At 53.4% G+C, this 25,227-nt stretch carries 26 protein-coding genes and 1 riboswitch; of the genes, 7 read left to right on the top strand and 19 right to left on the bottom strand.

The genetic code is table 11. The annotated features are described in order from the left end of the window. Positions 1-52: 52 nt before the first annotated feature. The 4 genes from AC4ED1_RS05300 to hisC form a co-directional block, all read right to left on the bottom strand. On the bottom strand, positions 53-847 hold the full coding sequence (locus AC4ED1_RS05300) for an ABC transporter ATP-binding protein (protein ID WP_490936415.1): 795 nt from the start codon (positions 845-847) through the stop codon (positions 53-55). A gap of 35 nt (positions 848-882) precedes the next feature. Further along, complete coding sequence (locus AC4ED1_RS05295; protein WP_490936413.1) at positions 883-1,788, bottom strand: ABC transporter permease; 906 nt, start codon at positions 1,786-1,788, stop codon at positions 883-885. Between the two features lie 176 nt (positions 1,789-1,964). Next, positions 1,965-3,056, bottom strand: coding sequence for a bifunctional 3-deoxy-7-phosphoheptulonate synthase/chorismate mutase (locus AC4ED1_RS05290; RefSeq protein WP_490936411.1), 1,092 nt, complete (start codon positions 3,054-3,056; stop codon positions 1,965-1,967). A gap of 17 nt (positions 3,057-3,073) precedes the next feature. Then, positions 3,074-4,195 carry a histidinol-phosphate transaminase gene (gene hisC / locus AC4ED1_RS05285; protein ID WP_490936409.1) on the bottom strand — a complete coding sequence of 374 codons (1,122 nt, stop codon included), beginning with the start codon at positions 4,193-4,195 and terminating at the stop codon, positions 3,074-3,076. Positions 4,196-4,325: 130 nt separating this feature from the next. Between hisC and ilvA the strand changes: the two genes are divergently transcribed. The 5 genes from ilvA to AC4ED1_RS05260 all read left to right on the top strand — a co-directional run bounded on the left by ilvA (position 4,326) and on the right by AC4ED1_RS05260 (position 8,922). After that, entirely contained in the window at positions 4,326-5,531 is a 1,206-nt protein-coding gene (ilvA, locus tag AC4ED1_RS05280) for a threonine ammonia-lyase (RefSeq protein ID WP_490936407.1), read from the top strand. Positions 5,532-5,562: 31 nt separating this feature from the next. Continuing rightward, a complete protein-coding gene (locus tag AC4ED1_RS05275; RefSeq protein ID WP_490936405.1) occupies positions 5,563-7,722 on the top strand; it encodes a cell division protein FtsA in 2,160 nt (719 codons plus the stop codon). Positions 7,723-7,834: 112 nt separating this feature from the next. Continuing rightward, positions 7,835-8,065: a spore coat associated protein CotJA gene (locus AC4ED1_RS05270; RefSeq protein WP_490936403.1), complete on the top strand. Its 231-nt coding sequence runs from the start codon at positions 7,835-7,837 to the stop codon at positions 8,063-8,065. Beyond that, entirely contained in the window at positions 8,062-8,331 is a 270-nt protein-coding gene (locus AC4ED1_RS05265; RefSeq protein WP_490936401.1) for a spore coat protein CotJB, read from the top strand. The genes AC4ED1_RS05270 and AC4ED1_RS05265 overlap by 4 nt, the downstream gene beginning before the upstream one ends. Before the next feature lie 21 nt (positions 8,332-8,352). Continuing rightward, on the top strand, positions 8,353-8,922 hold the full coding sequence (locus tag AC4ED1_RS05260; RefSeq protein WP_490936399.1) for a manganese catalase family protein: 570 nt from the start codon (positions 8,353-8,355) through the stop codon (positions 8,920-8,922). Positions 8,923-8,995: 73 nt separating this feature from the next. On the opposite strand, the gene AC4ED1_RS05255 is transcribed toward AC4ED1_RS05260, so the two are convergent. Beyond that, positions 8,996-9,448: a Fur family transcriptional regulator gene (locus AC4ED1_RS05255; protein WP_490936553.1), complete on the bottom strand. Its 453-nt coding sequence runs from the start codon at positions 9,446-9,448 to the stop codon at positions 8,996-8,998. 71 nt (positions 9,449-9,519) lie between these two features. Further along, on the bottom strand, positions 9,520-10,119 hold the full coding sequence (locus AC4ED1_RS05250; protein ID WP_490936397.1) for a DUF502 domain-containing protein: 600 nt from the start codon (positions 10,117-10,119) through the stop codon (positions 9,520-9,522). A gap of 205 nt (positions 10,120-10,324) precedes the next feature. On the opposite strand from AC4ED1_RS05250, the gene AC4ED1_RS05245 reads away from it, so the two are divergent. Continuing rightward, positions 10,325-10,990 (top strand): lytic transglycosylase domain-containing protein, encoded by a 666-nt coding sequence (locus AC4ED1_RS05245; RefSeq protein ID WP_490936395.1) that lies wholly within the window; start codon positions 10,325-10,327, stop codon positions 10,988-10,990. 48 nt (positions 10,991-11,038) lie between these two features. On the opposite strand, the gene AC4ED1_RS05240 is transcribed toward AC4ED1_RS05245, so the two are convergent. The 12 genes from AC4ED1_RS05240 to AC4ED1_RS05185 form a co-directional block, all read right to left on the bottom strand. Further along, positions 11,039-12,067 (bottom strand): NADH:ubiquinone reductase (Na(+)-transporting) subunit F, encoded by a 1,029-nt coding sequence (locus AC4ED1_RS05240; RefSeq protein ID WP_490936393.1) that lies wholly within the window; start codon positions 12,065-12,067, stop codon positions 11,039-11,041. A gap of 63 nt (positions 12,068-12,130) precedes the next feature. Next, positions 12,131-12,916, bottom strand: a complete 786-nt coding sequence (locus AC4ED1_RS05235; protein WP_490936551.1) for a 2-keto-4-pentenoate hydratase — start codon at positions 12,914-12,916, stop codon at positions 12,131-12,133. 93 nt (positions 12,917-13,009) lie between these two features. Then, the gene (locus tag AC4ED1_RS05230) at positions 13,010-14,818 is read right to left on the bottom strand and encodes a XylR N-terminal domain-containing protein (protein WP_490936391.1); all 1,809 of its coding nucleotides are present in this window, start codon (positions 14,816-14,818) and stop codon (positions 13,010-13,012) included. Between the two features lie 106 nt (positions 14,819-14,924). Beyond that, a complete protein-coding gene (locus AC4ED1_RS05225) occupies positions 14,925-15,170 on the bottom strand; it encodes a hypothetical protein (protein ID WP_490936389.1) in 246 nt (81 codons plus the stop codon). Between the two features lie 13 nt (positions 15,171-15,183). Further along, positions 15,184-16,695, bottom strand: coding sequence for a YHS domain-containing protein (locus AC4ED1_RS05220; protein WP_490936387.1), 1,512 nt, complete (start codon positions 16,693-16,695; stop codon positions 15,184-15,186). Positions 16,696-16,730: 35 nt separating this feature from the next. Further along, a complete protein-coding gene (locus tag AC4ED1_RS05215) occupies positions 16,731-17,033 on the bottom strand; it encodes an MmoB/DmpM family protein (RefSeq protein ID WP_490936385.1) in 303 nt (100 codons plus the stop codon). Between the two features lie 7 nt (positions 17,034-17,040). Beyond that, positions 17,041-18,153 carry a ferritin family protein gene (locus AC4ED1_RS05210; protein ID WP_490936383.1) on the bottom strand — a complete coding sequence of 371 codons (1,113 nt, stop codon included), beginning with the start codon at positions 18,151-18,153 and terminating at the stop codon, positions 17,041-17,043. A gap of 207 nt (positions 18,154-18,360) precedes the next feature. Continuing rightward, positions 18,361-19,608 carry an FAD-dependent oxidoreductase gene (locus AC4ED1_RS05205; protein ID WP_490936381.1) on the bottom strand — a complete coding sequence of 416 codons (1,248 nt, stop codon included), beginning with the start codon at positions 19,606-19,608 and terminating at the stop codon, positions 18,361-18,363. A 136-nt stretch (positions 19,609-19,744) separates the two neighbouring features. After that, positions 19,745-20,791: a calcium/proton exchanger gene (gene cax, locus AC4ED1_RS05200; RefSeq protein WP_490936379.1), complete on the bottom strand. Its 1,047-nt coding sequence runs from the start codon at positions 20,789-20,791 to the stop codon at positions 19,745-19,747. Between the two features lie 179 nt (positions 20,792-20,970). Then, positions 20,971-22,500: a solute symporter family protein gene (locus AC4ED1_RS05195; protein WP_490936377.1), complete on the bottom strand. Its 1,530-nt coding sequence runs from the start codon at positions 22,498-22,500 to the stop codon at positions 20,971-20,973. Continuing rightward, positions 22,500-22,859 (bottom strand): DUF485 domain-containing protein, encoded by a 360-nt coding sequence (locus AC4ED1_RS05190; RefSeq protein ID WP_490936375.1) that lies wholly within the window; start codon positions 22,857-22,859, stop codon positions 22,500-22,502. The genes AC4ED1_RS05195 and AC4ED1_RS05190 overlap by 1 nt, the downstream gene beginning before the upstream one ends. Before the next feature lie 354 nt (positions 22,860-23,213). Continuing rightward, on the bottom strand, positions 23,214-23,597 hold the full coding sequence (locus AC4ED1_RS05185) for a DUF309 domain-containing protein (RefSeq protein ID WP_490936373.1): 384 nt from the start codon (positions 23,595-23,597) through the stop codon (positions 23,214-23,216). 77 nt (positions 23,598-23,674) lie between these two features. Here AC4ED1_RS05185 and thmT point away from each other — a divergent pair, with 77 nt between their 5' ends. After that, the gene (gene thmT, locus AC4ED1_RS05180) at positions 23,675-23,866 is read left to right on the top strand and encodes a 2-hydroxymuconate tautomerase (protein ID WP_490936371.1); all 192 of its coding nucleotides are present in this window, start codon (positions 23,675-23,677) and stop codon (positions 23,864-23,866) included. A gap of 61 nt (positions 23,867-23,927) precedes the next feature. Here thmT and corA read toward each other — a convergent pair whose 3' ends face one another. Beyond that, positions 23,928-24,899: a magnesium/cobalt transporter CorA gene (gene corA / locus AC4ED1_RS05175; protein WP_490936369.1), complete on the bottom strand. Its 972-nt coding sequence runs from the start codon at positions 24,897-24,899 to the stop codon at positions 23,928-23,930. A gap of 127 nt (positions 24,900-25,026) precedes the next feature. Then, a riboswitch (M-box (ykoK) riboswitch) is annotated at positions 25,027-25,196 on the bottom strand. Positions 25,197-25,227 lie beyond the last annotated feature (31 nt).

Here is a 25,227-nt window from a genome sequence, read left to right as displayed (position 1 = left end):
TAGCGTTCTTGCTGCCTCCACAAGAAGCGCTATGGTTCAAACAGCAAAGCGTTTAAGCCAGCATCACGCGGTCGCTTGCCAGTTTTTCCCCTCTGAGTTGTTCAAATTTCTTCAGCAACTGTTCAATGGTGAGATGTTTCTTTTCCTCTTCCGACACGTCGAGAATAATCCTTCCCTGATCCATCATGATCAAGCGGTTTCCCAGATCCAGCGCCTGCTTCATGTTGTGGGTGACCATCAACGTCGTCAAGTTGGAGCGTTCGACCACTTCTTTCGTCAGGTCGGTAACCAACCGAGCGCGTGCGGGATCAAGCGCCGCCGTATGTTCATCCAGCAAAAGCACCTTTGGATGGGTAAATGTCGCCATCAACAGGCTGAGCGCCTGCCTTTCCCCGCCGGAAAGAAGGCCGACCTTCGCGGACAAGCGATTTTCCAGGCCGAGATGGAGGGAAGCGAGCTGTTCCCGGAACAGCTCCCGTCTTTGCCGGGTCACCCCTCTATGTAAGGTCCGTTTCTTGTCTCTCGCGTAAGCCATTGCCAGATTTTCCTCGATCGTCATCGAAGGCGCGGTTCCGGCCATCGGGTCCTGAAACACGCGGCCGATCATCGGCGCCCGTTGATGTTCAGACAGATCGTTGACAACAACTCCGTCGATTTCAACCGTTCCCGCATCCGGCCGGAGAACGCCCGAAATGATGTTCATCAACGTCGATTTTCCCGCCCCGTTGCTGCCGACGATCGTCACGAAATCGCCCGGCTTCAGCGTCAGATTGATGTCTGCCAGCGCAATCTTTTCGTCGCTGGTGCCTTTATTAAAAATCTTGTTGATCCCCGTCAGTTTCAACATGACTTTCACCCCGGTTTGTCTACCGCGTTTGCTTCCTATCTGCCGATTGAACGCGTGCGTTTTGCCTTGAAAGATTCCATCATTTTGGGCGATACCAGCGCCACGACCACGATAAAAGCGGTAATCAGCTTCATGTCGGACGGATTTAAGCCAATGCGCAGGGCGAGAGCAACGATGATTCGATAAATGATCGCCCCGCCGATGACGGCGATGGTGGTCCGACGAATCGTCGGATGGCCGAAAATCGCTTCGCCGATGATGACGGAAGCAAGACCGATGATGATCATGCCCACTCCCATGGAGGCGTCGGCAAATCCCTGATACTGCGCCATAAGTGCTCCCGACAAAGCGACCAGGCCGTTTGAAAGGCTCAATCCGATGATCTTGGTGGTATCCGTATTCGCGGAAAAACTGCGGATCATCCTCTCGTTATCGCCTGTAGCGCGGATGGCCAGACCGATTTCCGTATCGAGGAACCAGTCGATCGACCGCTTGACAAGCAATGCGAGGACGGCCATGCTGACAAAAATTGCAAAACCGCCTGTAAACGGGATATATTTGCCGAAAAACGAAGCAATTTGCGTGAACAGCGTTTCTTCGCTCAATAGCGGGACATTGGCTCTTCCCATAATCCGCAAGTTGATCGAGTAAAGCGCTATCATCGCCAAAATTCCGGACAGCAAGGCGTTGATTTTGCCTTTTGTGTGGAGGATTCCCGTCATGATTCCAGCTGCGCATCCGAGAATCACGGCAGCCGCCGTGGCCAAAAGCGGATGATATCCGGCGACAATCATGGTCGCCGCCAGGGCGCCGCCCGTCGTAAAACTGCCGTCGACCGTCAGATCCGGAAAATTCAAAATCCGAAACGTCAGGTAAACCCCCAACGCCATGAAAGCGAAAATCACTCCTGTTTCAAGAGAACCTATCAATGCGGGAAACATTACGAACACTCCTCAACCCTGCACATCTTTTTTTAACGCTAGCTTCGATTGTTGCCGCATTTGGAAGACCTTCCGGATCTGCCCTATAAACCCCATTATACTAGTAATCTTTCAAACGCAAAAGGGCAAGAAAAAGCCCGCCCCTCCAAAGGGTGGACGGACAGGCTTGGAGCAATTTATTTCACCGGCACCGGCTGCGTCTTCAGGTATCCGCTCGCCCGCAATCCTTCCATCAATTCGGCAAACTGCGGGAGATTCAATTGTTGTTTCGCGTCGGACAACGCCACGCTCGGTTCCGGATGCACTTCCACGATCAGCGCGTCGGCACCGACAGCCAGTGCCGCTTTCGCGATCGGGAACATGATGTCTTTACGGCCGGTGGAATGCGTGATATCGACGACGACAGGCAGGTGGCTTTCCTGCTTCAGGATCGGAACCGCCGAAATATCGAGGGTATTGCGGGTGGCTTTCTCATAGGTACGAATGCCCCGTTCGCACAGAATCACCTGTTCGTTACCGCGCGACACGATATATTCGGCCGCAAACAACAGCTCTTCGATCGTCGCGGACATCCCCCGTTTCAAAAGAACCGGTTTGCGGACGTTGCCTGCTTCCTTCAGAAGCTCGAAGTTCTGCATGTTTCGCGCACCGATCTGGATGATATCGACATAATCGAGGGACATCTCGATGTCGGACGGAGAGACGATTTCCGAAACGACGGCCATCCCGTATTTGTCGGCCGTCTGGCGGATCAGTTCAAGCCCTTTTTTGCCGAGGCCCTGGAAGTCATAGGGCGAAGTGCGCGGTTTGTAAGCGCCGCCACGGAGCAACAAGATGCCCTGCCGCTGCAGTCCCGCCGCCACCGTATCCATTTGCTCGGGAGTTTCGACCGCACAGGGTCCCGCGATAATGACCGGCTCCCCGCCGCCGATGCGAACCCCTTTGACCTCGACCACCGTATCTTCCGAACGCTTTTTGCGGGATACGAGCAGCACCTTCTTTTCTTCTTCCATCAGGCCAAGCGAAGCCTGGAAAATCTGTTTGAACAAATGCCGGATCGTGTTGTCGTCAAAGGGCCCCGGGTTGGCCGCCACCAACTTGTCGAGCATCTCCTTTTCGCGAATCGGGTCAAACCGTTCGGTGCCTTTCCGTTTTTTGAGATCGCCGATTTCCTGAACCAGTTCCGCCCGCCGTGACAACAGCTCCAGAATCTCGATGTTGATTTCGTCCAATTGGGCGCGAAGTTCTTCCAGCCGTTCTTTTGCCATTGTTCTCTCCTCCTCCGCTACACCGCAGCTTTCATTTCGCTCAACGACAATTCCAGTGCCTGCAAAAACCGCTCGTTCTCTTCCGGCAATCCGATCGAGACGCGGATCCAGGTCGGGAGTCCGAAGAAAGCGCCGTCCCGGACGATCACCCCTTTTTTCAGCAACGCCTGGAACAGCGTTTTCGAATCAACGCCGGTGTCGACGAGAATAAAATTGGTTTCCGTCGGAATATAACTGAGCCCCAGTTTGTCGAATCCCCGGTACAAAGCTTGTTTGCCCTCGGAGTTGACGCGGCGGCTTCGCTCGATATGCTCCCGGTCGTGCAAAGCGGCGATGGCGGCCACCTGCGCCAAATGGTTGACATTGAACGGTTCCCGCACGCGGTTGACGTAACCGATGATCTCGGGTTTTGCGATCGCGTAGCCGACCCGCAGGGACGCCAGCGCAAACAATTTGGAAAATGTGCGCATCACCGCCAGATTGTATCCTTTTTTCAGCAACGCAAGCCCCTGCGCGTAATCGGGAGCTTCCACGTACTCATTGTATGCCTCGTCGATGACGACCAGGATGTCGGATGGAATTTGCCGCAAAAACGCCTCAAGATCGGCTTGCCGGATATAAGTGCCGGTCGGATTGTTCGGCGAACACAAAAACACGATCCGCGTCCGGTCCGTAATCGCGGCGGCAAAACCGTTCAAATCGTATTCAAACCCTTCGCCGAGCGGCACTTCCACGGTCTTCCCCGCCATCACCGTCGAAGCGAATTTGTATTCGGAAAAAGACGGGCTTGGCACAACGATTTCGTCACCCGGTTCAAGAAACGTCGCGCAAAAGAAGGAGATCACCTCATCCGAACCGTTGCCGATCAAAAGCATATCCTCCGATACGTTGTGGTAGGCGGCGAGTTCGCTTTTCAGTTCGATTTGTCCGCCGTCCGGGTACCGGTGGAGATCGTTAAGCGCCGCTTGGATCGCCGCCTGCACCCGCTTGGACGGACCGACCGGATTTTCGTTGGACGCGAGCTTGATCACGTCCCGCAGCCCCAGTTCCCGCTGGACGTCGGCAATCGGTTTGCCGGGAATATACGGCTTTATGTCATGCAGAGAAGGACGCACATGTTTTAAAATCGGATCTGTCATGGTTCCCACACTCCCGATCTCCGAAACTTTTTGGTATATTGAACGTATCGTATCACAGTTGATCCTTTCAGACAATCATCTACTTGCAAAAAAGGCTGTCACCCATCGCCCAACCTGCCAGGAGGTCGCCATGCTTGAAATCAAAGATTTTGAATCCGCGAGGCAACTTCTCGCCGGCGTCATCCATCGGACGCCCCTCGTTCACTCCAGCACCTACAGCAGATTTTCCAACAACGAGATCTATTTGAAATTGGAAAACACGCAGAAGACGGGCTCTTTTAAAATCCGGGGAGCTTACAATAAAATCGCCTCGCTTGCGCCGGAAGAACGCAAACGGGGAGTGATCGCCGCTTCGGCGGGAAATCATGCGCAAGGCGTGGCCTTTGCGGCAAAGAACTGGGGAATCCCATGCACGATCGTGATGCCGGAAGGAGCGCCGCTGACAAAAATCGAAGCGACAACCGGCTACGGCGCGAAAGTGGTACTGCACGGGGCTAACTACGACACCGCTTTCCAGTACGCGCAGCAACTGCAAGAAGCGAACGGGATGACCTTCGTCCACGCCTTTGACGACTCCGCCGTCATAGCCGGCCAAGGCACGATCGCTCTGGAAATCCTTCAGGAACTGCCGGATGTGGACGCGATCGTAACTCCGATTGGAGGAGGCGGCCTTGCGGCAGGGGTCGCCAAAGCCGCCAAGCTGTTGAAACCCGATATCCGAATCATCGGCGTCGAGGCCAAAGGGGCGGCCAGCATGCTTGCCTCCCTGCAGGCCGGAGAAATCCGCACCCTGGAATACGTGGAAACCATCGCGGACGGCATCAAGGTGAAACGCCCCGGCGACTTGACCTTTGATCTGGTCCGCCAGTATGTGGATGACGTGGTGGCCGTCGATGACGACCAGATCACAAAAGCGATGCTGCTTTTAATGGAACGCAGCAAGACGGTCGTCGAAGGAGCCGGCGCAGTTGGACTGGCTGCCGTGCTTGACAAGCAAATCCCGTTCCGCAGGAAAAAAATCGCCGTTCTGCTATCCGGCGGCAATGTCGACGTCAATCTTTTGTCCAAGATTATCGAACGCGGGTTGGTCGGGGCCGGCCGTTACCTCCGCTTGGTGACGATTGTGCCGGACCGTCCCGGCATCCTTTTCACCATGGCGAAAATATTCGCCGAAGAAAAATCGAACGTCATCTCCATCCACCATCACCGGATGGGAGAGCGAATCCTGCTGGGACAAGCGGAAGTGGAAGTCAATTTGGAAACAAGGGATCGGAACCACATCGGACGAATTCTTAAGAGACTGAGCGATGCGGGATTCACTTACACGATTCGATAAATGACCGATTGGATGTTAAGGAGGGGTAGCGATGGCGGATCGTGACCTGATTTTTGCATTGGATATTGGAACGCGTTCCGTCGTGGGACTTGTCGGACAATACGGCGAAGAAGGGCTTGCGATCCTGGCGGTGGAACAGCTGGAACACGCAAACCGCGCCATGTTGGACGGCCAGATCCATGACGTGGAGCAAGTTGCCGCCGTGATCACAAAGGTGAAAAACAAGCTGGAACAACAAGTCGGTCCTTTGCGCAAGGTAGCGGTAGCGGCGGCCGGCCGCGCCCTCAAGACGGTGCGTTCCAAGGTTGAACGCGAAACCGGCGGCGAACGGCTGACCAAAGATCAAGTGCTGGCGATGGAGCTTTCCGCCGTTCAAAAGGCGGAACGGGAATTGCAGGCCGTCATGCCGGACGCCGCCCGCTATCATTGCGTCGGCTATACGGTCATCCATTACATGCTGGACGATGCCCCGATCGGTTCCCTGGTCGGCCAGCTCGGACTGAACGCCAGCGTCGAAATCATCGCCACCTTTTTGCCGCGTGTGGTTATCGACTCTTTGCAATTCGCCCTCGAACGCTCCGGCCTTGAAATGGCCGCCTTGACGCTGGAACCGATTGCAGCGATCAATGCCCTGATTCCGTCCACCATGCGCAAGTTAAACCTGGTGCTGGTCGATGTGGGCGCCGGCACCTCCGACATCGCGGTCACGGCGGAAGGAACCGTCACCGCGTACGGGATGGTTCCCTGTGCCGGGGACGAGATTACGGAAGCGCTGTCGCACAAATACTTGTTGGACTTCCCCGTCGCCGAAACCCTGAAACGGCAGCTTCTGCTGCAAGACACTGTATCCTTCAGCGACGTTTTGGGGATTTCAAGCGAATACCCGGCACGGGAAATCATCGCCGCCATCGACCCGGAAGTCACCGATCTCGCCAAAAAAATCGCCAATGAGATCCTGCAGTTAAACGGCAAATCCCCGCAGGCGGTCATGCTGGTCGGGGGCGGTTCCCAGACCCCGCTTTTGCGCGAACGGCTGGCGGATCTGCTCGGCCTGCCGAAGGAACGGGTTGTGATTCGCGGGGCCGACGCCATCGGACAGCTTCTCACCAAACACGAAAAATTGGCCGGTCCGGACGCCGTCACCCCGGTCGGCATTGCGTTGGCGGCAATCCATACGCCGGTCTCGTCCGTTTCCATTCGCGTGAACGGACAAGCTGTCCGGCTGTTTGAATTTCGGCAGGTGACCATCGGCGATGCCCTGCTTGCCGCCGACATCGACATCCGCAAACTGCACGGCCGCCCCGGCATGGCGCTCACCGTCGAAGTGCACGGGCTGGTCAAAACGTTAAAAGGCACGCTTGGCACTCCGGCCACCATTCTGCTCAACAAACAGCCGGCCCATCTGGATGACTTCATCCGGCACGGGGATGAAATTGAAATTATTGAAGGCCGGCCCGGTGAGGACGCGCAAGGCACCATCTCCGACATTCTGCCGGAATGCCCGCCGCTGCGGGTAAAGGTCAATGGACAAGAGCGGGAACTCCATGCTGTCATCCGGATGAACGGCGAAATCGTTCAGCCGGACACCGCACTGATCGACCGGGCGCAAATCGCGATTCATATGCCGGAAACATTGATTGACGTCTTGCCGTTGCTCGGCTTCGCGCCGGAAAAGTTCCGTGACCATACGGTGTCGGCTACCGTCAACGGCGAAATCCGGACCGCTCGCCGTGAAGGCGCCCGGATACTCGTCAACGGAGTTCCCGCTCCGCTGCATGCCACGGTAAAATCCGGCGACGAAATCGAGATTGCGGACAGCGACCGCTCAACTGTGACAATCCGCGACATCCTGCGCCCGGAGGAATTGGAGCCCCACAGCATACAAGTGATCGTCAACGGCGACCGGGTGCAATTGCACGGACCGGCTCCCGCCGTCGAGCTGAACGGAGAATCGGCCGACCTCGACGCATGGTTGCCGGAGTTCGCCACCGTTACGGTTCGCCGCGAGCCGTGGCTGCCCGTCTTTTCCCATATTTTTCAGCATGTGCATGTCGACAGGGAAAGGCCGGCGGGCGCGATTGACCTGCGGATGGAATTGAACGGGGAGAAAGCCGATTTCTCAACTCCTTTAAAAGACGGGGATCTGATCGTAATCGAATGGCTGTTGCGGGATTCAAAGAAAACCGGATAAAATTTTATCAATTTCTTTCCATCGACCAAAAAAGGGGCTCCCGCCCAACACCCCTCCTGGGTATTTGACATATGGTAAAATGTCTAACTCCCATGTGAAGGAGGGTTCCCCATTGCATCCGCAAATCCGGGCGTATCGCCCCTACGTCGGGCCGTTTGACCCTTGTCCGCCCCAACTCGTCAAGACGTATGTCGTGCCTCCCAACCTGTTTTTGGGCTTCCAACCTCCCAACCTGCCGCAGTTTTCACCGGGGGAAGCTTTGAAATACGGCGTATTGTGGCCGATTTTGTACAGCCCTTACGAAGGCCGCGGCGATCTGGAAGGAGTGAGGGATGACCGATGAGCGAACAGCGCACGATGGATCAACGATACTATCAACTCCTGCACCAACTGCAGGCACTGGATTTCCTCCTGGTTGAGCTGAACTTGTACCTCGACACCCATCCGGATGACACCCACGCGATCCGCCAATACAACCAGCATGTACAGCAGCGTTGGAAAATCGCGCAAGAGTTCGAGTCCTGCTATGGTCCGCTGCTGCACTTCGGGCACAGCTATTCCGACTCTCCCTGGCAATGGGACGACGCGCCCTGGCCTTGGCAAGTCTAGCCGCAAGGAGGAAGCAAAAACATGTGGATTTACGAAAAGAAATTGCAGTATCCCATCCGCGTCAGCAAATGCGACCCCAAGATGGCCAAATATCTGATGGAGCAATACGGCGGGGCGGACGGGGAACTGGCCGCCGCCTTGCGCTATTTGAATCAACGCTATACCGTGCCGAACAAAGTCATCGGCATCCTCAACGACATTGGAACCGAAGAGCTTGCCCACCTTGAGATGATCGCGACCATGGTCTACAAGCTGACAAAAGACGCGACTCCCGAACAACTGGAGGCGGCAGGTCTGGGCGCCCATTACGCCAACCATGACAAAGCCCTTTTTTACGGCAACGCGGCCGGCATTCCCTGGACGGCGGCCTATATCCAGGCAAAGGGCGATCCGGTCGCCGAACTTTACGAAGATATCGCCGCCGAGGAAAAAGCCCGGGCCACTTACCAGTGGCTGATCGATTTGACGGACGATCCCGATTTGCGGGACGGCCTGAAGTTCCTGCGGGAACGGGAGGTCGTTCATTCCCAGCGCTTCCGGGAAGCGGTCGAACTTCTCAAAGAGGAGCGAGACCGCAAAAAATTCTTTTAAAAAAACAAAACGCTGATGGCAGCATCAGCGTTTTGTTGCTATAAACTTCATCCGCTTGTTCACGAATGCACAATCAGTTGTTCGCCGAAACCTGCTTACCGGATGATTGGCATTCTTCGCACAGCCCGTAAAACTCAAGCCGGTACGAACGTATTTTGAATCCGCACTGAGCGACAGCCGGCGGAAGCACTTCCTCCATGACGGGAGACTCCACATCCCGAACCGTTCCGCATTGTTCGCAAACCAGATGCGCGTGCTCCTTTTCATTTCCGTCGAAACGACTTGACCCATCTCCGTACGATAACTCCCGGATGACTCCCATTCTGGTCAACGTATGCAGGGTGTTATAGACGGTAGCAAGGGAAATGCCGCCCAATGCTTTCGAGACTTCGTGGTGGACCTGTTCCGCGGTTGGATGGCTGTGGGTTTCCTTCAAATACCGCAGAATCCATTGCCGTTGCGGCGTCAACCGGACACCGTTGGCACGAAGCTCCGCAATTGTTTCTTCAAATCCCGTGCGTTGCATCGTCTTCACCTGCCCCTTCCAATTTTCCTGATATCATTCTAATCTTTTTATTCTTGTTATGTCAAACCAAGTCAAGGAATTGTCGTTTTTTTGACATTATTTTGCGAACCGCTCATCCCCGCCGAAAGGATAAAACGCATGGCGTCTTCCGTGGCGATATCAAGCAATTCCACGTCCTCTTTCGGAACGAGAACCGTCATGCCCGCCACTTGAAACGTCTGCGGGATATAAACGGCAATATGACCGTGTAGACTGGCTGACAATTTTTCCACTCCCTCCGATGTGACAAACCCGATCATCCGCATCGATGTGTTGGGAATGCGGATTAACGCCACTTGCGAAAAAGAGCGTTTCTCGCCAAAGAAAGATTGAATGGTTTCTTTAATGATGGAATATAGGCTCTTGACGATCGGAATACGGCCGATAAAACGTTCCACCAATTGCAGAACCGATCTGGAGACATATTGCGTCGCCAGCCACCCGACCAGCGTGATCATGACAATGCTCAACAACAAACCGATGCCGGGAATGTAGGCCTGCATCCGTTCTTTTAAAAATTGCCCCAACAGGTTGTCGAGAAAATCAAACACTTGCACCACGACATAAAGGACGAGACCGATCGGCGCGATCGTGATAATGCCGTTGACGAAATACTGCATCAAACGTTTCAAGCTGCGGCACCTCCTGATCCGTTTCACAAACAAAGACCGCGGGCCCTGAACTATTCCCCTACTCACCGTTACTCTACACACCGTTACTCTACTCAGTTTACCTTTTGCGGGGAATCTAGTAAACTGTTGACAGTACATATTTCGAATGGCCAACTTACCCGCCACAGCATTTTGGGGCGGAAGGTGTTAGGAGGCTTTTCCCCTGATGGATGCAAAAGTACTGGGTGCCTATCTGCAAATGAAAGCGCTGCGGGCCATGCCGCTGCCTTCCGGCGAGCGGACGGCGGAACCGGATCTTTTCGCCGAATACCTCAGCACCTTGCTTGCCGAGCAGGCCTCCGAGCCGGTACCGGCGGCTTCGGAAACACTGCCGCGCATACCCAAACCCTTGCCACGAAGAGTTATGGTCACGGCAACCCCCGTGGCGAACGGTCTGCCGGCGCAAAGCACATCCCGCACATCTGAAACTCCCGCAGCTTCCGCAATCCCTGTGGATATCGACGCACTGATCAAAAAATCGGCCGCCAAATACGGAGTCGATCCCGATTTGATCCGGGCGGTCATCCGGCAGGAATCCAATTTTCGGATCGATGCGACCTCGCCGGCAGGGGCGATGGGATTGATGCAGCTGATGCCTGCGACCGCAAAATCGCTGGGCGTTACGAACGCGTATGATCCGGCGCAGAACATCGACGCAGGGACCCGTTATCTGAAAAATCTCCTCAACCGGTATGACGGGAATGTGGCGCTTGCGCTGGCGGCTTACAACGCGGGCCCCGGAAATGTCGACAAATACAACGGCATTCCGCCGTTCTCCGAAACCCGCAACTATGTGGCCAACATTCTCCGCAACTATCGCAAACCGGTTTGATAGGTCACAAAAACAAGCTGCCGCATCCTTCGCGGCAGCCTCCACATTTCAGAATTCGTCATAGAAAATGTTGGAACTTCGCAACCCACATTTATATAGCATTTTCAGGGTGGACTGGATCATCACCGGCGGCCCGCAGAGGTAAGCGTCCATGTTGCCCATTTGCGCAAAATGGCGGCTGACGACGTCCGCAATGTAGCCTTCTTCGCCCGTCCACCGGTCTTCCGGAGCCTTATTGGACAAAGCGGGAACAAAATGAAAGTTCGGATGTTTGGCCGCAAACTCCGTCCATTCCCGCATGAAGAACAAATCCCGCTCGGACCGGGAGCCGTAAAAAAACCACGCTTCGTGCCGGTAAGGCTGTTCAAACAACTCTTCGATCAGCGCTTTGACCGGAGCCATCCCCGATCCGCCTGCCACAAACAACAGATTTTTATTGCGGTCACGCAACTGTGTCTTTCCGTAAGGGCCTGATCCGGCCACCGTCGAACCTTCCCGTAAATCGCACATATAGTTCGACCCGATGCCTCCCGGAACCCGTTTCACATGAAACTCCAACAGATTGCCGGGAACATAGCGTCCAGCCATCGAGTACGCTCTTGTCTCCGGCAACCCCGGGATCTCAAACTCAAAAAACTGCCCCGCCGCGTACGGGATATCCGCCGGTTCCTCAAGCCGCAAATAAACACCTTTGATATCATGCGTCAAATCGACTGTCCGCTCGACCTTCGCCCGAAAATCGTAAACCGGAAAAAAACGGAGCGCCGGATCATTCTCTTCTTCCACTTCCACGACCAGATCGCTTTCCGGAATTGTGCTGCAAAGCAGCACATACCCCTCGTCCCGTTCAAAACCGAGCAGCGCAAATTCGGAAACCTGACCGAGCAGTTGATACTCGCCTTCCAGAACCTGCGCTTTGCAGGCGGAACAGTTCCCGTGCCGGCACCCGTAAGGAATTTGCAAACCGGAACGGATGGCCGCGTCGAGCAGAGTCTGTCCTTCCTTACAAACGAATTCGCGCCCGCTCGGCTCCAATCTGATTAGATACATCGCGGTTTTTCCCGCTGCAAGATTCATTTGAAACCTCCTCATCAAAGAAGGTCCGACCCCGACATGGATCGTTCCTAATTGTTCGGACTCCTATCCGGGAATCTTGATCGTTACGGTTCCAAGTCCGCCGAATGTCACGTCAAAACGGTCGCCTGGCGCAATATCCACGGCGGCCGACACCGCACCTGATAAAATGATCTGCCCCCGTTTCAAATAGGAACCGAACTCGCTCAATTTGTTGGCCAGCCAGGCCACTCCCCGCGCGGGATGTCCCAGAACGGCGGCGCCTGCCCCGGTCTGCACAATCTCGCCGTTTCGTTTCATGATCATCCCGACGGTCCGCAGATCACATCCGATCGCCGGCACGGCCATATCGCCAACCACAAAACAGCCGGAAGAAGCATTGTCGGCAATGGTGTCAGGCAGCTTAATTTTCCAGTCCTTGATCCGGCTGTCGATGATTTCAATGGTTGGAACCACGTACGCGGTGGCACGAAGGACATCCAGCACATCGAGATTCGGCCCCTGCAAGTCCTCTTTCAACACGAATGCGATTTCCGGCTCCGCTTTCGGTTGAATCAGCTTCGCCGTCAATTCGCTGCCGCTGGAAAACATCATCGAGCGCAGCAGATGCCCGTAGTCCGGCTCGTTCACGCCAAACATCTGTTGGATCGGGCGGCTGGTCAAGCCGATTTTATGCCCCACCACCTCATCGTCGTCCTCCAGTCGGCGCTGAATGATGTCCAACTGCACTTCATAGGCGTCGTTTACCGTTAGATGAGGGTAACTTTGCGTGAGCGGATCGATCGGTATCCCGTTGCGCCACGCTTTATACAGTTTTTCGGAAAGTCGGATCAGGTCCGCCGCCGTCGCCATACTGATCACAGCCTTCACCTCGCAATCCCAATTCCTCCCCGAATTTCATCATTCGCTGCAAATGGTATGCGGGGAACGAAAAATCGGGCACTTTCATTCAAAGTCTTTAAAAAGCCGGTAGATCTGCACTCCAATATGCATTTTAAGCCGGTCGTTGCCGTCATCGAGGTCAACCTTGGCGATCTCTTCAATTTTCTCAAGCCGGTAGCGAAGTCCCGTGTTCGACACATTCAATATTTGTGCGGTTTTACGCAGGTTGCATCCCAGCTCAAGGTAGGCTCCCAACGTCAAAATCAAATCGGAATTGTGTTTTGAGTCATAGTCGATTAAACTCCCCATCACGCGCCGGTAGTAATCGGCCAACTTTGCGGGTTCGTCCGTATGGAGCAGTACGGAAACAAACCCAAGTTGTTCATATGCCATCGCCCGCGTTTCTCCCAGGCGGGCCCGGCTGACAAATTTGCACGAGGCAAGAGCTTCTTCATAACTTTTGACCAATTGAGCCATATCCGTATAAGCCCTACCGGCGCCCAAATACAGCTCCAAACGGCGAAATTTCGCCTCAATCTGTTTGCGAAGATAAATCAGGTAATCGGATATCGGTGCCTGACGTTCCCACAAAACCGCTTCCGGCAAGAGCAGCACCAGTTTTCCTTCCCGTACGACCGCATTCAAAGCGGTATTTTTGTCGCACAGAAAAGAACGGATTTCTTCCAATTGCGTAAAAGGCTCCGCTTGGATTACCACAAACCGGTGCGGTGCTTGAACGTCATACCCCATTCCTTTCGCATGTCGCAAAATCGTTTCCCGGTCGACATTCCGCGACAAAAGCTCTTCTAGAAAATCCCCCTTCATTCTGCGCTCCGATTCAAGGGCGATTCGGTCATAATACATCGTGATCGCGCAAACCAGAGCCGCCCGTTCCAGAACCATATGCCCAAGTGTGTCCAAATCGCGCTCGCCAACTACAACAAAAGAGCCAAATTGCTCCTGATGGGCGACAATCGGTACCCGGTTCATCACTCCTTGCGGTTCTGGATTTGCCCCAGTACCGGAACGGTAAGACTGACAGTACTCGGCGTGTGCCGGATTCCGGCAATACTCCGCAACAATCCCGCCGCCGGCAGACTGGACGTATACGCTTGCATCCAGAATATCGCTGACCGTACGGCAAATGTCTTCCAACTTTTTGCCTTGTAGTACCAGATCCGTCAGCGATTTGTGAATGTCAAAGGAACGCATCAATTTTTCATTCAGCATCTCAATCCGTTTGTATGCCCGATCCAATTCGGAGGATAGCGACTCCGCTTCATAATAGCGCAGTTCGTCCGCCCATTTTTGATCCTTTGCGTCAATCGACTGGGCTTCGAATACGCAATGCGGATTCCCTTTTCCCATGCACATCTTTTCCGTTACGATCACCCGGAAGCCCAGTAATTCCGTCAAATAGCCGTTTGCGTAGCCAACCAGCGTCCAGCATACCGGCGATTCGCTGAATCCGAACTGGTGAATGTGTTCCTCCGCTTCGTAGGAGTTCTCCCAAACTCCTTTCATGTACAGAGTTCTGTTGCTTGAATCGACTTCCAGCACCTCGGGCGTTACTTTCACCACGCCTTCCAAAGTGTGGAGCATGGGACCGGCCAAGATCATTTCCTGCTCTGTCTCCCAACAAGGCATGGCCCGAACGGATCTGGCATCGTTTTGTCCCCACGCATAACCGTAGCGGAGCAAAAACCCTTTCGCCCGTTCCATCCCCATCGTATTGACCAGGTCACGCCGAATCATTCCCAAGGCGGAAGTTGGAATCAACACCATTCTGTGCGAGTTGATAAACAATTTTCCTTCCGCCGCCTCAGCCCGCAGCAGATGTTTCAAATTCAACTGCACCGTCTTTTTTGTCATAACAGCCCTCCCAAGCTCCTCCAACTTTCCAGCTGTGACTGGTTTCTTGCATGAAGACGTTACGGAATGGGGGATTTGCCAACGGTCCCCATGGTAAGAGTTTTGGCTATGCGACAATGAAGTCAATCGGGTCGCCGTTGCGCACACCACTCTCCTGCAACGTTTTGTCCAAATCGATCTCCCTGTTTCCGTCGGGATGGACCCGGAACAGACGGCAAGGCCTCGGCTGCATGTTCCACATTTGGAAAACGGCTTGCACCAACTCCTGACCGGTCATCTTTGGATCTGCCGGTATTCCTTGCTGCCCCGTAAACCGGTCATCCGCCAGATTGCGCAACCAGATGATATACATCCCGCACCACCTCCTATACAACCGTAAACTCCTTGTTCAGGCCGAGTTCTTCACGGTATCTCAACCAGCGTTGATAATCGCGGGACGAGTAGAACTCGTTTGCTTCTTCTGGGGAAAATCCGAAATATTTAAACAAGTCACCCGGCACTTCTTTGCCAAATTCCCCTGACAAATACGCTTCTCCCGGCCACCACCACTGAATGTATTTGTGCGGTTCCTCCAGAAAAATCTGCTTGCATCCAGGCGAACAGAAGATATGCGTTTTGTTGTTGTATTCCGCATACTGCGTCCAGAACTGTGTCGGGTTGTCAGGATCGGGGAATTCCGTCGGAATTTCGCAAACGGCGCATGCCGCCGGAATGCTCGGCGCGGCAACAGCCAGCACATGGTCGTCCATTTTTCGGAAAAACGGAGCGTAGTACCGTTCAAAGGTATCCGGATATTCGTTGTGCAACCACTCGTAATCGTCGGGCTGCAACTTGAATCCGCGGAAATAGTTCGCATGTTTGTAATGTTCCAGAATCCGCATCGTCGCATGGGAATAATGGTTTTTCTCGCGAATCGAATCTTCGGCGTTTCGCGGCGGACGAATTTCATATTTCGCCAGATCCCTGAACAGGCCATCAAACACTTGATCCTCAACATACATCTCGAACGCCTTTCTCCAGGAAATCGCCCGAACGCGCGGATAATAGTCCACCAGTGTCGCCACGACGGAAAAGATGCGATAAGCCCGCCAATACCACTTGTCAAGCCATCTTTGGACGATCGGAATGTTGCGGTCATCCTCTTCCAACAGCATCTTGAGAGCCGCCATGCCAAGCGCCATATGCCGCGATTCATCCGACTGCACGCTTTTGCCGACAGCCGCAAAATGCTCGTCTCCCACAGCGGCGGCGGAAGCAGCAAACGGCAGGAAAAGGATGTTGGTGAAGACGTATTCGAACGAAAAAGCGATGGCAATCAGAGCCTCAAACGGACCGGCCGTCAACGCATCATCAAAAAATGATTTCGGAACGGTGTTGAACCAATGGTTTTCATTTGTTTTGGCATAAGCGTGAAAACCGTCATAATATCTACTCATGTGAGCGTAATGCTTAATCTCGATCTGTGCGTGGCGCAGTTCGTCCAGCGCTTGGTTGAAGGTGGCAAACCGGATCGCCTCAATCGGAATGTTGCGCCCGATGTAGGCCATCAAGCGGTGCGCGGAATACTCAGCCGGCTGTACCGCCACCGCAAACGCTTTTACACCTTCGAACCAGCGGCCGTCAATTACGCGTGCATGATCCTGATTTGCTTCGTACGCGGCGCGAATCGCATGATGCAAATGGTCTTTCTCCGATTGGATTCTCACATATTGATCGTAGGTCATCCGAAACGGATCTTCCCACCGTTTCGGGTCTTTGATCCGGATCCCTTCCGCTTCGATCAATGGATAGATCTTCTTCAGATCGACAGCTTTCGGATCCCACATCAGATCCCGCGTTAAAGCTCGGTATTTTTGGGCAACCCCCATTTTTGCCATATCGTCGGCCTCCTCTTTCCCGAAACCGGCCCGAATTATTCCGCGTTGTTCCAGCGGATCAATAGCCGGTTTTCGTCCCAATCTTCGATAAAACCAAAGTAAGACGACATGAAAATGTGCAACTCATCCATCGACCAGTCACGGCCGAGTTTTTCTTCGACCGTCTCCCGCCGGATCACCATCTGGCCGGGCGCTTTCACCTTGACATAAACATTGAAATCGTTCAGTTCCACGCCTTGGTTGTCCTGCCGGATCGCCTCGATGATCGCGGTGGTCACTTCCCCGCCGTTTTTGTCGAGATCAATTCCGACAAATCCCTTTTTGGAATCGACAGCCATCCCTGCTTCACCCCACAATGCATGCCGGTAAAGACACGCCGATTTTTTCGAAATAGGGAGCGAGATCCTGTTTGGTTACCCGGTTGACCGCTTGCTCAACGGAGAACCCGATCCCGTTGCGGTTAAACACTTCCTGCAGCGGCAGCACCGCTTCGGTTGCGGCGGGGATCCATTTGTTCGCCCATTCCGCAATGATTTCCAGATTGCTCAAGGATTCTTCCGGCGTCAGCCGCGGGTCGTTGAGCACCTTCCCCCACCGGTAGTCCCGCCAGCCCTCATAGCCTAACGCTTTCAGATATTCCCATCGGCTGCGTGCAGGGTCTTCCGCCAGCATTTCAAACAGATTCCGGCTCCACTGTTCCTGCCACTTCACCTGTTCGTCACAAACGATCCCTAACCCCGGCAGAACAGTGTCCCCATGTTGGACTCCAACCTCGGTCAGCAGCCGGTACGCAATTCTTGCAAGCAACGGATCAATCGCCAAATTAACTGCCAACAACACTTCCGCCCAATCATCGGTAACCAGAACCTGTTCCATATATTCCCGCAGCTTTCGGTACGCCGGGTCCTCACACCACAATTCCTTACCCGCCTCAAGCAGCACCGTGTCTTCATACTCCGTCATTTCAAGGGCCCAAATCGACAGCCATTGCGCTCGTCCCTGTTTGTCGAACGCGTTAAAAGTCGCCGCCTGCTCAATCGGACATCCCATCGCATAGCGGACCACATGCTGCAATTGAACCGCGCCGCTGTACTCGAAGTGACGCAGAGGAACGTAAAACTCTGCCGCAAACCGTTTCCAGTCCGGGTTCATCCGTTCAAACAACCGCAGTTGCCTGGCCCTTTCAAAAATCGTATTGACCTCGTCCGACATTTTCTTCCGGTTGACGGTGTAGGTCGAATACCACAATTTCTTTGGGTCGCGGAACGCATCCCAATCCGAACTGCGTACCCGCGTGTAGCGGGGATCGTAAATGTCATAGTCCCGCGTGTCGAACTTGTGGCGGTAATGGCCGTGAATATACGGCTGCATGCGTACGGTTACCTCTTCATATTCGTTTTTGGTAACCCAATCCCACGGTCTTTCGCGAACCGGCGTCAGGGCTTTTACCTGACTCATGGACAACACCTCCAAATCAAAAATTCAATAAATTCAATATTGATAGCGTTTTCACAATAAAATTATACCAACATCTTTCAGCCGTCTGACACTGCCAATTTCCACTAATTTTTTTGAACTTTCTGTCATTTTTTGCTGTCAATTTGCCACCATAAAACGAAGGAGACAAAAAAAGCCGAGATCACTCGGCTGAAAACTGGATCGAGATTAGCTGTACTGCGGGATCAACTTGCCGCGTCTGTTGACGTAAGCATCCGCTCCCATCGCGGCAATCGCACCGTCCGCAGCCGCTACAACCGCCTGTTTTACCGGTGTCCGCCGCGCGTCGCCGCCCGCAAACACTCCCTCGATATTCGTCTGCAAGAACTCGTTCACTTCAATATAGCCGTCGGTGTCCCGCTTGATCTCGTCGCCGAGGAACTCGGTGTTCGGCTTGTTCCCCGCCATGTAAAAGAACACGCCGTCCAACTCATAAGTTACTTGTTCGCCGTCCGGCTTTTGCACCAGAACCCCTTCGAACTTGTCGGTTCCCACCACTTCACGCACGCGGTGCTGCCAGAGCACTTCGATGTTGTTGCAAGATTCCGCCGCCCTGATGTCCGCTTCACCTTGCAGTTTCTTTGCCGGAATGAAGAAATACACGTGTTTCGCAAATTTGGCAAGGGCGATCGCTTCCGTCAGCGCCTCCTCGTTATCGCCGGAAACCCCGACGATCCGGTCCCGGAAAAACGCCCCGTCGCAAGTCGAACAGTAACTGACGCCGCGGCCGGTAAACTCTTCTTCGCCTTTCAGTTTCTTGTTGTTGCCGCGCGCTCCCACCGCGATAAAGACCGTTTTCGCTTGCACGACCCCTTCCGGCGTTTTCAGTTCTTTCATGTCACCCTTCAGATCGGCGGAAAGAACGGACGTCCGCACAAAAGTCGCGCCAAACCCTTTCGCTTGCCGACGAATCCGGTCGACCAGCGCAAGCCCTGTCAATTCCTCGTTGACCCCCGGATAATTGGCGATTTTGTGGGTGATGGCAAGTGCGCCCGCCCCCGGCGCTTTGTCGAGCACGATCGTTTTCATGCGGCCCCGCGCCGCGTACACCGCCGCCGACGCACCCGCCGGCCCGGCGCCGATAATCGCCAGATCGTACACTTCTTTAAAAATCTCACCGGAAGGGGCGGAGAAAATTTCGGAAGCGTCCCGCTCCGGCTCGTTTGCCTTGTCGGCCGTTTCTTCCCGAATGCCGAGATAATCCTTCATCTTGTTCGGCCGGTATCCGATAAACGCTTCTCCGTCAATAAAGGTCACAGGCGTCGAGAAGATCCCCTTTTCATGCAAATCATTAAAATAGCCGGGATTTTCCGTAACGTTTCGCTCTTCGTATGCGATCCCCCAATTCGCAAGATCTTTTTTGATTTTCTCGCAGTAAGGGCAACCGGTGCTTGAATACACAATCGCTTTCTTCATCCTTGCTTTCCTCCCTTTTGGGCTGGTTTATATTACCCGTAACCTAGCTCTCTTATTTTATATATTCTAATTTTATATTAACTCTACATTTAACCCATAACCCTGTCAATCTTTTCGTTTTTCATTGTAATCCGGCTTACAGGAAATAAAATCCTATCCCAAAAATCACGTAGGCTCCCAAAGCCATCGCTCCTTCCAGCCAATTCGATTCCCCGTCATTGGCAAGGAACGCCGTCATAAAAACGGCCAATGTCATCGCCGCAATCTCCGGCCACGTAAACACCAGCGGCAGCGGCTTTCCGATCAGCCATCCCGCAAACACCAGCACCGGCGTGACAAACATCGCGATTTGGAGCGAACTTCCGACCGCGATTTCCATCGACAGATCCATCCGGTTTTTCCAGGCCATGAGAATCGCCGAACTGTGTTCCGCCGCGTTCCCAATAATCGCGACGATAATCACTCCGATAAACACTTCAGACCATCCCAGGGCATGGGAAACCGTCTCAATGGTGTGCACCAGCGTCTCCGACACGTAAGCGACCGCCAAGGTCGCCAAAGCGAGGATGGCGGTCGCTTTCCCAAGCGACCATTCGGCTTCTTCTTCCTCCATGTCCTCGGTGTAATGAAACACATGTTTATGCGTGAACAACGCAAAATACAGCCCCAGCAGATACAGCGCCAAAGAAACGGCTGCCACGCCGATGCTTAGGTTGTCTGCAATATGTTCGTTCTGCATGGTAAAAATCGCCGGAATGATCAGCGCAATGACCACCCCCAGCATCATCATCGCGGAGTTGGTGCGGGCAACGGAAGAGTTGAATTTCTGGATCGGATACTTAATGCCGCCGACGAGGAAACTGAGTCCCGCCACCAGCAGCAGGTTCCCGATGATCGAGCCGGTGATTGACGCCTGCACCACTTGCGTCAATCCTTGCCGCAGCGCAAGAAAAGCGATGATTAACTCCACCGCGTTGCCGAAGGTCGCGTTCAAAAGCCCGCCGATGCGCGGACCGCTATGTACCGCGATGCTTTCCGTCGCCCTGCCCATGATGCCCGCCAGCGGTATGATCGTGACGGCGGCCAACGCAAACAACAGCACTTCATCGAAATGCAAAAAATTGCCGATCACCGTTAACGGCAAAAAAATGAGCAACAGAATGAAAAGAATGCGCTTCACCATACTTCATCCCCAATCGTCCCGGATATCCATAGGTCATGTTTCCCCATACCGGATTTTAGCAGAAATATATCACGCCGAAAACACGACGGCAAAACACAAGAAGTGCATATCGGATGGAAATATAAAAACCGCTGGCTCCCGCAGGTGCCAGCGGCTCTGTCGCTTGCAATATACCTTACTTATTTGTCCAAGCCGTACCCGGTATTCGCACGGACATAAATCTCGCTGAATTTTTCTTCCGCTTTCTGGTCTTTGGTCACAAGCGAAGTGACGATAGCAGCCAGGAATCCGAGCGGGATGGAGACAATTCCCGGGTTTTGGAGCGGGAAGATCGCTTCCTTGCCCATCACGCCCTGGCCGATAAAGGTGAACAGCAAGGCGGAAGCAAGACCGACCAGCATCCCGGCAACCGCTCCGGCTGTGGTGAACCGTTTCCAGAAGACGGTCAGCACGATCACCGGCAGGTTTGCGCTGGAGGCCACCGCGAATGCAAGCGCCACCATGTACGCGACGTTCATCCCTTTGGAAGCGATACCGATGATGATTGCCAATATACCAACCGCAAACGAGGTGATCCGGGCCACTTTAATTTGTTCCTGCTCGGTTGCCTTGCCGCCGCGGACCACGTTCGTATAGAAGTCATGGGCAAAGGCGGAAGAGGCCGCAATCGTCAACCCGGCAACCACGGCGAGAATTGTTGCGAAGGCAACCGCCGCAATGAAGGCAAACATGAAGTCGCCGCCCAAAGCCTGCGCCAGCATCGGAGCCGCCATGTTGCCCGCCTTGTCAACTTTGACAATCGCGTCTTTCCCTACGAGGGTTGCCGCGCCAAATCCGAGGAATGTCGTCATCACGTAGAACAAGCCGATGATCCACATCGCCCACACCACGGACTTCCGCGCTTCCACCGCATTCGGCACCGTATAGAAACGGATCAGGATATGCGGCAGGCCGGCCGTCCCGAGGACCAGCGCAAGGCCGAGCGAAATCTGGTCAAGCGGATTGGTAAACTTGAGGCCGGGCTCCAGGAACTTCTGGCCGTACATGGAAGCCGCCTTGTCGAACATGTCGCCGACATTGAAGTTGAACTTGGCAAGAACCATGATCGACAGCACAATCGTACCGCCCATCAGCAAAACCGCTTTGGTGATCTGCACCCAGGTGGTCGCCAGCATGCCGCCAAACACCACATACAGGATCATGAGTATGCCGACACCGATGATCGCATAGTTGTAATCGATGCCGAGCAGCAGCTTAATCAGGCCGCCCGCACCGACCATTTGGGCGATCATGTAGAAAGTGGAAATAACGATTGTCGATAAAGCGGCAACGGAGCGTACAGGCTTCTCGTTCAGACGGGACGCCAACACGTCAGCCATCGTATATTTTCCGGTATTCCGCAGCGGTTCCGCCACCAGCAAAAGAACCGTCAAATAAGCAACCAGCCAGCCCACCGAGTACATGAATCCGTCATAGCCGGACAACGCAATCAATCCGGCAATTCCGAGGAAGGAGGCGGCGCTCATATAGTCGCCTGCAATCGCAACCCCGTTTTGCCAACCTTTGATGGAACTGCCCGCCGCATAAAATTCGCTGGTGGTGTGGGTGCGTTTTGCCGCCCAGTAGGTAATGATCAACGTAATCGCGACGATGCCAAGGAAAAGCGTAAATGCCAACGGGTTAAATACACCGAATTTTGCAGCAGACATTACTGGCTCCCTCCCTTAATAAATTTCCGCATTTCGGAGGCTGTCGCATCAAACTCGTTCGCCTTTTTCATATAAAGATGAGCCAATCCCCAAGCCATCACAAATTCGGACAATGCGAACAAATATCCGAAGTTCATGGAGTCAGTGACCTTCGCCGCCATTAACGGCTTGAAATAACCTGCCAAGGTAGGGAGCGCAAAGTAATAAACCATGAAAAAGACCGTCGCAGGTACCAGAAACGCTTTTTTCTTGCTGACCATCTGCTTAAATTCGGCAGATTCCGCAATTCTGTCCCACTCATTCTTCGTGCGTGCATTGCTTGTGGAAGCGTTTACACCCGAATTGAAATTTGTTTGCATGTTTCTCCCCCATTTCTACTTGTGGTCTTTTCTTTCTATTATTAAATAAAGAAAACTGCAGCCGCCCATCCCCCTTTCTATCAAACTCTTCAGATAATTCCATCTGCGGAACTAGTATATCACGAGAGAACAAAACAAACAATCTTTTTTTCACAAAAACGACAAACTATTAATTAAAATTTTTCTGAATTGAAAATCAGATATTTGGCCTGGTTTTTCTTATAACAAGTCCAAGATGAGAGTTTAATATCAATTTATAGTTATTCCTGTTTTTTCCTTATATGTTGCGGATGCAGCAGCCCCTTCCCGCCGTACCAAATGTTACAGCGGTACCCCCCGCCGCCAGGACAACCGTCAGCAACACCTTTCGTCCAGCAGTTGCAGCCGGATCCCTTTAATCCCCAGTTTCTCCGCTTCTTCCCGTTCCATTTCGTCAACGCCGGGAAGTTTTTGCAAGCAGTCCTCGATATAGGAGAGGACCTGTTCGACACTGATTCTTCGAAACACCGGACGATACGGCGCCAACAAGAACTTGGCCCTTTCCAACAGGTATCTCGCCCCCTTGATGTTGCCGTTGCGGAGGTGAAACAGCGCGACGGCAACCTGGATCATCCCTTTGTAAAAATCGATGCGGTCGCTGTGCCACAAATCCTCCAAAACTTCATGCGCCGCAAAATAATCCTCTTCGTTCACGCATCGCATATACTCGAGAAACTCCCGGGGAATCGGATCCGTCATACCGATCTTTCCTTTCGTTGACATCTGGTGCTGGACAAGCCATAATTTACTTATTACCATGGCGGGAGGGACGGATCATGCCGTTTATCACCATTGAAATGCGGGAAGGACGCACACTGGAACAAAAACGCAGACTCGTCGCGGAAGTGACAAAAGTGGTAAGCGAGATTTGCGAAGTGCCCGCAGACCGCGTCTACGTCTTCCTTGAAGATCTGAAAAGCGACGCCTTCGGCAAAGCGGGCAAGCTCGTAATCGACGAAAACCAATAGCCTCCATCGGAAAGAACCCGCCTCTTCAGGGGGTTCTTACTTTTTATCTGTTTCCCGGATTCTAGATCCATTTCTTTCGCCGGAAATATTTCAGCATCCCGAATGTCATGCCCGCCAGCAAGAAGGTCACCAGAATCGTCGAAACCCAGTGGTCCTGCAGAGGCAGCGGCACGTTCATACCGAAATACCCGGTGACGGATGTCAGTGTCGCGGTAATCGTCGTGATGATCGTCAGGATGCGGATCGTATCGTTGGTCCTGGCGGTGACCAGGGAATAGTATGTCTCCATGGCGCCAGACACCAGATCGCGAAACACTTCAAGAGAGTCAGAAATTCGCTCCAGATGGTCCACCAGGTCAATAAAATAGGGCACATTGTCCTCCTGCACGTCAAACGAGTAACGGCCGCCGACATTGGCGAAGATCCGTTTCTTCGGTTGAATCACCCGGCGAATCAGCACGATCGTGCGTTTGAGCGCAAGAAACTCCTCGGTGATCTCCTGCGCGGGATGTTCGTACATCTCGTCTTCCAATTCGTCAATCCGCGTGGAAATCCGTTCCATAATCGGAAAATATTCATCGGTGATCCCGTCAACGATGGAATACAGCAAAAAATCAGGCCCCTTGTTCATAAAATGCGGTTCCCGCAAAGAACGGGCGGCAATCCGGCCGATGGAATGCAGCGGATTCTGGTGAACCGTCACGATATAGTTTTTCCCGAGAAACACATTCAGCTCCTCGGTCGTGATTTCCCGCTCGCTCTCTTCATCGTAGCGCAACGCGTGAAAGACAAAGAAATAGTAATCGTCGTAATTGTCCACCTTGGAACGGGGCGAATCGTGCAAACAGTCTTCTATCGCCAGCGGGTGAAAATCGAAGATCGCACCGACAAACTTCAGTTCGTCGACCGTACAATTGTAGAGGTCGATCCACAGCAGATTGTTCTCGTTCTGCAGCAGTTCCGCTTTCCGCAGCAAGTCGACATCATGGTACATCTTCGCATCTTCGTGGTTGTAAAAATAGGTCTTGATCACAATCGGTACCTCCCTTCCGAAGGTTGTTTCAGACATAGCGTGCGCAGAAAACAAAAAGAGCCTTCAAAGAAATGAAGGCTCCGAATCCAACATGGCGCATTCCAAAGATTGTCGGATTGCTCCGATTCGCCTTCTCCACTCGTCCAAGCTTTAGCACATACATAGCTAGAACCCGAAGGTTCAGCCACATTAGGTAAAACCTTAAGCCGGCAGTACCTGTTGACCCATTGGCGTCTCTCGACGTTTCCGGGTAGTGGCGTATGATCTATGCAGAAGCCTCACCTAACGAAGAACCCTATGCGGTTGATACACCTCAATTATATTCATG

The organism is Effusibacillus sp. SKA8 (assembly GCF_058273125.1).
This window is presented reverse-complemented; position numbering and strand designations above follow the sequence as displayed.

Coding starts and splice junctions, on each gene's coding strand:
- AC4ED1_RS05265 (WP_490936401.1), top strand. CDS start 8,062: ATGAGCGAACAGCGCACGATGGATCAACGATACTATCAACTCCTGCAC.
- hisC (WP_490936409.1), bottom strand. CDS start 4,195: ATGACAGATCCGATTTTAAAACATGTGCGTCCTTCTCTGCATGACATA.
- AC4ED1_RS05210 (WP_490936383.1), bottom strand. CDS start 18,153: ATGAGTCAGGTAAAAGCCCTGACGCCGGTTCGCGAAAGACCGTGGGAT.
- AC4ED1_RS05260 (WP_490936399.1), top strand. CDS start 8,353: ATGTGGATTTACGAAAAGAAATTGCAGTATCCCATCCGCGTCAGCAAA.
- AC4ED1_RS05295 (WP_490936413.1), bottom strand. CDS start 1,788: ATGTTTCCCGCATTGATAGGTTCTCTTGAAACAGGAGTGATTTTCGCT.
- AC4ED1_RS05300 (WP_490936415.1), bottom strand. CDS start 847: ATGTTGAAACTGACGGGGATCAACAAGATTTTTAATAAAGGCACCAGC.
- AC4ED1_RS05220 (WP_490936387.1), bottom strand. CDS start 16,695: ATGGCAAAAATGGGGGTTGCCCAAAAATACCGAGCTTTAACGCGGGAT.
- AC4ED1_RS05195 (WP_490936377.1), bottom strand. CDS start 22,500: ATGTCTGCTGCAAAATTCGGTGTATTTAACCCGTTGGCATTTACGCTT.
- cax (WP_490936379.1), bottom strand. CDS start 20,791: ATGGTGAAGCGCATTCTTTTCATTCTGTTGCTCATTTTTTTGCCGTTA.
- AC4ED1_RS05255 (WP_490936553.1), bottom strand. CDS start 9,448: ATGCAACGCACGGGATTTGAAGAAACAATTGCGGAGCTTCGTGCCAAC.
- AC4ED1_RS05190 (WP_490936375.1), bottom strand. CDS start 22,859: ATGCAAACAAATTTCAATTCGGGTGTAAACGCTTCCACAAGCAATGCA.
- AC4ED1_RS05275 (WP_490936405.1), top strand. CDS start 5,563: ATGGCGGATCGTGACCTGATTTTTGCATTGGATATTGGAACGCGTTCC.
- AC4ED1_RS05245 (WP_490936395.1), top strand. CDS start 10,325: ATGGATGCAAAAGTACTGGGTGCCTATCTGCAAATGAAAGCGCTGCGG.
- AC4ED1_RS05240 (WP_490936393.1), bottom strand. CDS start 12,067: ATGAATCTTGCAGCGGGAAAAACCGCGATGTATCTAATCAGATTGGAG.
- AC4ED1_RS05235 (WP_490936551.1), bottom strand. CDS start 12,916: ATGGCGACGGCGGCGGACCTGATCCGACTTTCCGAAAAACTGTATAAA.
- AC4ED1_RS05290 (WP_490936411.1), bottom strand. CDS start 3,056: ATGGCAAAAGAACGGCTGGAAGAACTTCGCGCCCAATTGGACGAAATC.
- AC4ED1_RS05185 (WP_490936373.1), bottom strand. CDS start 23,597: ATGACGGATCCGATTCCCCGGGAGTTTCTCGAGTATATGCGATGCGTG.
- AC4ED1_RS05205 (WP_490936381.1), bottom strand. CDS start 19,608: ATGAAGAAAGCGATTGTGTATTCAAGCACCGGTTGCCCTTACTGCGAG.
- AC4ED1_RS05230 (WP_490936391.1), bottom strand. CDS start 14,818: ATGACAAAAAAGACGGTGCAGTTGAATTTGAAACATCTGCTGCGGGCT.
- AC4ED1_RS05215 (WP_490936385.1), bottom strand. CDS start 17,033: ATGGCTGTCGATTCCAAAAAGGGATTTGTCGGAATTGATCTCGACAAA.
- ilvA (WP_490936407.1), top strand. CDS start 4,326: ATGCTTGAAATCAAAGATTTTGAATCCGCGAGGCAACTTCTCGCCGGC.
- thmT (WP_490936371.1), top strand. CDS start 23,675: ATGCCGTTTATCACCATTGAAATGCGGGAAGGACGCACACTGGAACAA.
- AC4ED1_RS05225 (WP_490936389.1), bottom strand. CDS start 15,170: ATGTATATCATCTGGTTGCGCAATCTGGCGGATGACCGGTTTACGGGG.